Source organism: Lutibacter litoralis, assembly GCF_014646675.1.
GTDB classification, from domain to species: domain Bacteria; phylum Bacteroidota; class Bacteroidia; order Flavobacteriales; family Flavobacteriaceae; genus Lutibacter; species Lutibacter litoralis.
In genome coordinates this window covers 139,190-147,778 of the sequence record NZ_BMNS01000009.1, presented here as the reverse complement: position 1 = coordinate 147,778, position 8,589 = coordinate 139,190, and the positions used below count along the sequence as shown (strand labels likewise).

Genomic DNA, 8,589 nt, shown 5'->3' with positions numbered 1-8,589 from the left:
GCGAGGTTGTATCTTCGTCAGTTCGAGTGGTTTTAACAAGAACCTTAGTTCTTTTTAAAATTGTATCGAGAACCTGCACATACTACTTCTATATACGCTATTCCTACATTACATTGCAAAATACCACTCCAAGTGACTTACTGCACTTACGGAAGGTTGTTTTTTAAAAAGTTGCGCAACTATTTTTAAAAGTCGCTCGACTAATTTTAAAAGTTGCTTGACTATTTTCAAAAGTCGGTCGACTATTTTTAATAGTTGCGCAACTATTGCTAAATCATCAAGGTCTAGTTTAACATACAGCCCAAAAAAAAAGCGATACCCTGGGGTATCGCTTTTAGCAATTTACTTTTTAAAAATCAGATAACGATTTTTCAAATATGATTGTTTAAGAATCTATTTGAAAATCAATGTTTGAAATTTGTTTTGTAAATTCTTTTGCCGGTCTAAATCGCACATTTAAACCTTTAATTTTAGACACATGAAACGCTTCTTTAGATATAGCTGTTTCACTAGTAATGGTACTTCTAAAAGTTCCAAAATCTCCCAACTTAATAATTTTACCATTGGTAATTTCATCAGGGATTATTTGTAACAACCCTTCTAAAACAGCCATTGCATCCATACTACTAACCGTACTTTCTCTGCTGATTCTTTTAGCAAAGTCACGTAACGTTAATGTTTCCTGCTTTATTTTAACTGGTAAAAACTTGTTTTGAGCAGCTAAATCCTGAGGATTTACCTGTTCTTTTAAAATATATTTTATCATTTTAATTATTTTAACATGTATAACTTTTATAGAGGTAGTTATACCTACACCTCTTCCTTTTTACGCTTACCTATTAATACCAATTAAACATTAAAATGCCACTTATAAATTGTTTCTTTTTTCCTTTATCCGTGTTAAATTTTTAAACCATAACTATTGCTATGATTGAAAATTTTGCCTTCATAAAGAAAAAAATAATTCAATTTATGTATGCACCATTTCAAAATTTAATTGGTATAACACCTTCCGCCAGAAGTAATTTTACAACGTTTTTTGCAGTAATTAGATGTACCAGTTCCTGATACACCGTGTCTAATAAATAGTTAATTCATATACCTACCCTTTTGATAAACAGTATCTTAAACTGTTTATATTTTTCTATAAAAAAATTAGGTAAGCTAAAAGAAGTGTAATATATTTGTGATATCAAAACAAATGCTTCTTTTAGCATTACCAAAATACAAAGTTCTAAAGTTGTCGCTTTAGGACTTTTTTTGTTTCTATAACACAGTAACTTAATGCTGTGCTATTTAGAAAATAGGCTAGCTGCTATTTTCAAGTTCCTGTAAAACAAGTATACTATTGTTTCTGATGCTAAATTAACAAGTATTCATAACTTTTTCGTTTTTTATTAAATTAGTTAATAACAATTTTTGTTCAAATCTTGATTTTTTGTTGAAAAAAAATTTTAAAAAAGGCTATTTTTAATTTATTTTATAGGTATCCGATATTATTTATAATAAATAATTAAAGATAGTAAAGGTTATTTTCTGAAATTTAAGTGTTAAACAAAACATTTAGATATAGTTTGGTAGGGCTAGCCCCGCGCAAACTACCTCATTCACCATAATGTTTACTAGAGATTTTCTTTACGCTCAGTCCTGTCTTGTTTTTCATCAAAAAAATCTAAAATTCACAAACATCAACAATAAGAGAGTAAGGAAAGGTGAGTAAAAAATGAAAATCTTGAAATATGCACGTCATTGTGGGATAGAGGGTTAAGAAAATGTTCTGTGAACATTTTTTACCGATCAGACCAGCTGGCACGTTGGAGTACAAGTGCGGCAATCTGTTGCGAAGTGAGAAGTGAAACTTGAGAAGTGAATTCTTTTCTAAAAAAAAAACCTTACTGAATTCCGTAAGGCTTTTTTTTATCTTTTTTTATGACTAACAATCTTCCTGTAATTATATTCAAATTTAATTTGAAAAATTGGTATAAACGTACGGGTTTCCGTAATTCAATAAAAATTAAAGGTAAATTATTAAATAAGCCCCAAATCTTTTGTTATAGCTACCAAATGCGTAGGGTTAGTGGCATTAAAATGCTCTCTTAAAAATTTTAACCTTTTTTCAATGGAGCTAACACTTGTAGGCGACCAGCTTTTTTCTTTTAAAATAGCACTAATTTCTTCTTGTAAATATCCTTTAGAAAGGCATTCTATTAAAAAAATATCATATTCAACTATTTCAATTGCTTTGCTTTTTAGCATTGACCCAGCCACCTGTGGAGAAATATAATTACTTTCTGTATTAAATATTTGTTGGATCGCCTTTTTAAGCTCTCTTAGTCCTTCCCTGCTTTTCCAGACATACGCATTTATTTTATGCTCATTAAATAAGGTTTGAACCGTATATTCTTTGTCTTCAATGGAAAATACAGCAATTTTTAATGAAGGAAACTCTTTTCTAACAGCCTTAATCAATTCTTCTCCAGATTGTATATTTTGTTCAACATAATCTTCATCAAAAGATAAATCGCTTATTAATAAATCGAAAGGTTGGTTATTTAATTTAGCACTTTTTAATTTAAGTAAGGCTTCATCGCAATATTGCACATAGTCAATTTGGGCAATTCCTAAATCAGCTAATTGAGACTTTATTCCACTATTAATAAAGTCCATGTCTTCTGCTATTAATACTTTTTTAAACATAACTATTATTTTTTAAAACTTATAAATGCTTTAAATCCTTTATTTAAAGATGTTTCAAAAGTAATAAGACCATTTATAGATTTTATACGGGTTTCCACATTTTTAAGTCCATTGCGCACTTTTAGTTCAGATTGATCCACACCTTTCCCATTATCGGAGTAATTTATAACATATTCATCAGCTGTCTTTTTAAAAGAAATTGCAACCAATGTGGCTTTACTATGCTTTTGCATATTTACCATGAGCTCTTGCATTATTCTATAAATTTCTATCTGCTTGTCTTTAGCAATTTCTTCTAAAGTTACTTCACTACTATTTTTAAGAATTATAGTAGTTGTAGTAGTATTAAAACTTGTAAGCAAGTTTTTTAAAGAATTTTTAAAATGTACACCCGTTTCTATACTATTGTTTTGATGTGAAATATCTCTTGTAAGTAAATATACTTTTTCCAAGTCATCTAAAAGTTGCTCTTTAGGATCTTCTGTATATTGTACTTTATTCATAATATTTACCATGTTATTTGCAACTTCATCATGAAGTTTTTTGGCAATACGTGTTTCAGTTTTATAAACTTCTGCCCTTTTCTCTTGTCTATGTTTTTGTTTACGATAATATAAAAAACCTAATAAACCAATAACAACTGTGCCACTTGAAGCGGCTCCAATTATATTTCTGGTTTTTTCCTTTTCTAATTGTAACTCTTTTTTTGAATTTGTAATTTTTAATTGCAAATTATCTTCACGGTTTTTTTCACTATCGTATTTTATTTTGGCAAAACTGTTTTTCCTATTTAATTCAGCTTTGTCTAAACTATCCCTTAAGCTTACGTATCGAGCATAGTTACTGTAACCATTCGATTTCTGATTTAATTCAATTAAAGCTTGTAATGCTTTTAACTCTTCATTTGGGCTTTTATCTTTTCTTGAAACTTCTAAATACTTTATTGCATAATCAATTGCCAATGTATTATTCGTATTTTTAAAATATTCCGAAAGATGATCGTAACTTGTGGCTAAGCCAACTAAGTCATTTTGTTGTTCTCTAATTTTTAATGCGCTCAATAATTCCGTAAGAACATTCTTGCTAGGATCCTGCTTCCATATTGTAAATGCCATATTGTCTATTACTCTCGCTTTTGTTTTTGGATAATTCTCAATAATAGAATCTTTTAAAATATTTTCAAAAATAGCATTGGATTTTTCAAATTCTTTCATGTATCCAAGTGAATTCGCCTTATTGTTCAAACATCTAATTTTTTCTATTGAATTAGGTGCTAATTCAATTGCCTTATCATACCAATAAACAGCTTCTACATAATCAAATTGACCTTTTGATGAAATAGCTAAACAATTATAAATAGCTGATAAATAAACTTTGTCATTCTCATCTAAATAAGTAATAGCATTTATTGCATTTATATCGCTGTCTATATAATCTCCATAATCTGATTGTATCATTGCCATTTGAGCTAAACTTTGACCAATTTTCACACTATCATTAAAAACTGTATAAATGCTATTCGCCATTTGATAGTGCAAAAATGCACTGTCCTTTTTAGCTTCCATTAAGAAATAATACCCAACCCTAAAACTTACATCTGCAATCATAGCAGAATCTTTGCGCTTAATGGATAATTGTAATAATTCTTTTGAAGTTTTTAAGGCTCCTTCAAAATTTCTTTCTAAACCCAGTAAATAAGTTTTATAACTTAGAATTGTAGTGACTTTCTTATCTTCATTAGATTTTTCTATTTGTTCCAATGCGCTATTAGCAGATAGCAGCCTTTCATTGGTATTCAATTTATTATTTTTCATTTTTTTAATAAAAAAATCAATTGAATCTAGCTTCGTAGTTTCACCTGGATTTGCAATTTTAGTGTTGCAAAAAGAAAATAAAAATGAAATTATTAATACAAAAAGGATGAATGAATATTTTAAATTTTTCATTCCTCTAAATTAACATAAAACTATAAATCAGTAAGTATTTAATTTATTTTTTATGGTATGGAACTGATAATCTTCAAAAGGAGAAATGAAATATTTTAATTCAGAGAGGTTTACATCCAGAAACAATGAACGAATTAAAACCTATTATAAAGTATAATATCAGTAAATTGGGAAAATTAAAAATTATTCTTAAAATTCATATTTCAGCTAATTGAGACTTTATTCCACTATTAATAAAGTCCATGTCTTCTGCTATTAATACTTTTTTAAACATAGCTATTATTTTTTAAAACTTATAAATGCTTTAAATCCTTTATTTAAAGATGTTTCAAAAGTAATAAGACCATTTATAGATTTTATACGGGTTTCTACATTTTTAAGTCCATTGCGCACTTTTAGCTCAGATTGATCCGCACCTTTCCCGTTATCGGAGTAATTTATAAAATATTCATCAGCAGTTCTTTTAAAAGAAATTGCAACCAATGTGGCTTTACTATGCTTTTGCATATTTACCATGAGCTCTTGCATTATTCTATAAATTTCTATCTGCTTGTCTTTAGCAATTTCTTCTAAAGTTACTTCACTACTATTTTTAAGTATTATTGTAGTTGTAGTAGTATTAAAACTTGTAAGTAAGTTTTTTAAAGATTTTTTAAAATGTACACCCGTTTCTATACTATTGTTTTGATGTGAAATATCTCTTGTAAGTAAATATACTTTTTCCAAGTCATCTAAAAGTTGCTCTTTAGGATCTTCTGTATATTGTACTTTATTCATAATATTTACCATATTATTTGCTACTTCATCATGAAGTTTTTTGGCAATACGTGTTTCGGTTTTATAAACTTCTGCCCTTTTCTCTTGTCTATGTTTTTGTTTACGATAATATAAAAAACCTAATAAACCAAGAACAACTGTGCCACTTGAAGCGGCTCCAATTATATTTCTGGTTTTTTCCTTTTCTAATTGTAACTCTTTTTTTGAATTTGTAATTTTTAATTGCAAATTATCTTCACGGTTTTTTTCGCTATCGTATTTCAGTTTTTCAAATTTATTTAATTTATTTCTTTCCGCATCCATTAAACTATCACTTAACTTAATATAAGTGTGGTAGTATTCTTTTGCTTTAACCGAAGTTTCCAACTCAATTAGTTTTTGCATAGCCTCCAATTGATCTTCTGCACTATTTAGTAACTTAGCTTGCTTATACATTTTACGTGCATATTTAAGTGCTATATCAGGGTTCTTATTTTTGTAATAATCTGCAAGATGGGCATAGCTTGCATTCAGCCCCCATAAATCATTTTCTTCCCGTCGTGTATTTAAAACTGCAAGTAAATCATCACTAACATTTTCGTTTTCATTAGCTAGCCATTTGGTATATGCAAGATTATCTAAAACTCTGGATTTAGCTTTAATATCATTATCTAAGGAACCACCCTTTATCAATTCTTCAAATATAGCAATTGACTTATCATACTCTTGTAAATATCGATACACAACAGCGAGATTACCACTCTTTACTGCCTTAAAACTATTTATTGTTGAAGTTTCAATAGCTTTATTATACCAATAGATTGCTTCTTTATAATCTTTTCGTTTTTTCGCTGAAATAGCAATGCTATTGTAAATGGCAGATATATATACTAAATTATCTTTATCAAGGTATTTTAATGCTTGTATTGCATTATTATCGCTTCCAATAAAATCACCAAGACCAGATTGTATGATGGCCATTTGCGCTAAGTTCTCACCAATTTTTGAACTATCACCAAGTTTAATATAAATTTCTTTGGAAAGTTTATTAGCAATAAAAGCGCTATCTTTTTTATCGTTTTGGAAATAATAATAAGCCAATTGATAATAATTATTTGCAATAGCAACAGAATCATTCTTTTCTATATTTATTTGAATCAATGCTTTATTAATACTTACAGCGCTATCCAGCTGTTTTAAATTCCCAAATAAATAAATTTTATAGGCTAGAATTTGTTCAATTCGTGTATCAGATCTTTTGTTTTCTATTTTTTGTAATGCTCTATTTGCTCGATTTAACCTAGTATTAAAATCTAAATCATTATTTTTCATGTCTTTCATAAAAAGACTAATCGAATCCAATGCAGTAGTATTTGAAGATTTTACTTCTTCTTTTGAAGTACAAGATGCTATTAGAAAGCAACTAAAAACAACAAAAAAGAGGAATGTAAATTTTAAATTTTTCATTCCTCTAAATTAACATAAAACTATAAATCAGTAAGTATTTAATTTATTTTTTATGGTATAGAACTGATAATCTTCAAAAGGAAAAATGGAATATTTTAATTCAGAGAGGTTTACATCCAGAAACAATGAACGAATTAAAACCTATTATAAAGTATAATATCAGTAAATTTGGAAAATTAAAAATTATTCTTAAAATTCATAACCCGGAGGTCTGCAGTTCAATTCTGCATCACGCTACTTTACAAAGCATTTAACGGAACATTTCCAAGCGCCAATGCCACATTAATTGATTGTTCCATAATGCCTCTTGACATAAACTCCAATATCAAAATTACAAAAGAAATTTTGCTGAAATTATTTAGCAATGGCCTATCTGACCGTAATATTCTTAAGCGATTGTTTGACACACAAATGGAGGAAAATACCAATTTTCCGGAAGCTGAAGGCATTGTATGGCAGTTAAAAACAAAAGACAACATCCATTTTAATATAGCCGCTTCAGAAAACTTGATAAAAGACGCTGATTTTCCTTCTCTTGAATTTGAGGGAGATTATGAAATTCCAGTTTAAAGTTAGTCAAATATTTTGTTTATGCTCAATTATTTAGTTGTTTAACAAATATTGAAATACAATAAATCTAAAAAAATAGGCAAACTATTTTAGTAAACCTGTCAGAATATCGTTAATTCTGTCAACTCTATTCTTATAATCTTCTTTAGAACACTCATTTTCATTTATGTCATAAAACGCATACCATTCTTCTAAAGAGATTATATTTTGTAGTTTTAATTTTACCAATAAAATTTCATAATTTATTTCATCTACAATAGAATTAGCTAATATATTAATAATAAAACTCACATTAATTCTCTCATTATTAGAAGTTAAATATTCTACACTTTCAATTACTTGATATCTTCTCGGGTCTGAAACGTCAAAATAATTAGATAACAAATCGGATATTTCCGTTTCGCTTATATCGGCAAGCATTTCTTTTAACTTGTCTTTGTACCTGTCAAATTCTACAGAGCCATAATTATCCTCTCTATATAATTGTTCAGCAATCAACCTTATTGCTAATACTCTTTTAAAGGTAGGTTCTCCTAAATTTTCAACAATTTTATTATAAATAAATTTATATTGGTCGGTATTTTCTAATATATCATCCGTTAATTCATAAGGTTGAATTTCTATTTCCTTTAGAATTGATTTTAATGTTTTATTCATTTCTATTAATTTTAGAATGTAATTAAATTGTTAGTTCTTGTACTATTTCTAATGGTTAAGTTATTAATTTACTAAAAGACCCTTCTTTTTTGAAAGCCCTAAACTATTTCTCTTTTTTAGTCTAATTTATATCTTGTTTAAACGTCACAATTTCTTGTGAAATAAAAAAGAATTTTAACTCTAGAGTTTTTGATAAATATCATGCTTAACTTCTAAAAAAGGTATTAATTACCCCTTTTAATTTATGTCTAAAATATAAAAAAATGCGTGGTTAGAACTACTATTTTACAATTAATCGATAAAATTAAAACATCCACTTTTGTGAATTATAATTTTTGTCTGAATTTTGATTTAGAATTCGTTTTAATACAACCTTAAATTTGTATTTAATTAAGGTATTTGCCAATTCTGATGCAAAGATTCTATGAAAATAGTTGCTTTAAAAGCATGGTAATGGATGAAATAATGATCCAAAAACAAAACATGGAAATGCAAC

Annotated in this window: 6 protein-coding genes; 1 reads left to right on the top strand and 5 read right to left on the bottom strand. The window is 27.9% G+C overall.

From position 1 onward, the window contains the following. Nucleotides 1–385: 385 nt before the first annotated feature. The 4 genes from IEW75_RS14220 to IEW75_RS14205 all read right to left on the bottom strand — a co-directional run bounded on the left by IEW75_RS14220 (nt 386) and on the right by IEW75_RS14205 (nt 6,866). Entirely contained in the window at nt 386–766 is a 381-nt protein-coding gene (locus IEW75_RS14220) for an HU family DNA-binding protein (RefSeq protein ID WP_134247043.1), read from the bottom strand. Between the two features lie 1,262 nt (nt 767–2,028). Continuing rightward, nucleotides 2,029–2,697 carry a response regulator gene (locus tag IEW75_RS14215; protein ID WP_134247044.1) on the bottom strand — a complete coding sequence of 223 codons (669 nt, stop codon included), beginning with the start codon at nt 2,695–2,697 and terminating at the stop codon, nt 2,029–2,031. Nucleotides 2,698–2,702: 5 nt separating this feature from the next. Beyond that, nucleotides 2,703–4,511: a tetratricopeptide repeat-containing sensor histidine kinase gene (locus IEW75_RS14210; protein ID WP_134247045.1), complete on the bottom strand. Its 1,809-nt coding sequence runs from the start codon at nt 4,509–4,511 to the stop codon at nt 2,703–2,705. 411 nt (nt 4,512–4,922) lie between these two features. Beyond that, complete coding sequence (locus tag IEW75_RS14205; protein WP_134247046.1) at nt 4,923–6,866, bottom strand: tetratricopeptide repeat-containing sensor histidine kinase; 1,944 nt, start codon at nt 6,864–6,866, stop codon at nt 4,923–4,925. Between the two features lie 396 nt (nt 6,867–7,262). Between IEW75_RS14205 and IEW75_RS14195 the strand changes: the two genes are divergently transcribed. Next, complete coding sequence (locus IEW75_RS14195) at nt 7,263–7,436, top strand: hypothetical protein (protein WP_188704079.1); 174 nt, start codon at nt 7,263–7,265, stop codon at nt 7,434–7,436. Nucleotides 7,437–7,520: 84 nt separating this feature from the next. Here the strand turns inward: IEW75_RS14195 and IEW75_RS14190 are convergent, their stop codons facing one another. Continuing rightward, nucleotides 7,521–8,093, bottom strand: a complete 573-nt coding sequence (locus tag IEW75_RS14190; RefSeq protein ID WP_134247047.1) for a hypothetical protein — start codon at nt 8,091–8,093, stop codon at nt 7,521–7,523. Between the last annotated feature and the right edge of the window lie 496 nt (nt 8,094–8,589).

Bases quoted from the DNA above. Each gene is read 5' to 3' on its own strand.
- IEW75_RS14190 (WP_134247047.1), bottom strand. From the start codon at position 8,093: ATGAATAAAACATTAAAATCAATTCTAAAGGAAATAGAAATTCAACCT.
- IEW75_RS14215 (WP_134247044.1), bottom strand. From the start codon at position 2,697: ATGTTTAAAAAAGTATTAATAGCAGAAGACATGGACTTTATTAATAGT.
- IEW75_RS14205 (WP_134247046.1), bottom strand. From the start codon at position 6,866: ATGAAAAATTTAAAATTTACATTCCTCTTTTTTGTTGTTTTTAGTTGC.
- IEW75_RS14210 (WP_134247045.1), bottom strand. From the start codon at position 4,511: ATGAAAAATAATAAATTGAATACCAATGAAAGGCTGCTATCTGCTAAT.
- IEW75_RS14220 (WP_134247043.1), bottom strand. From the start codon at position 766: ATGATAAAATATATTTTAAAAGAACAGGTAAATCCTCAGGATTTAGCT.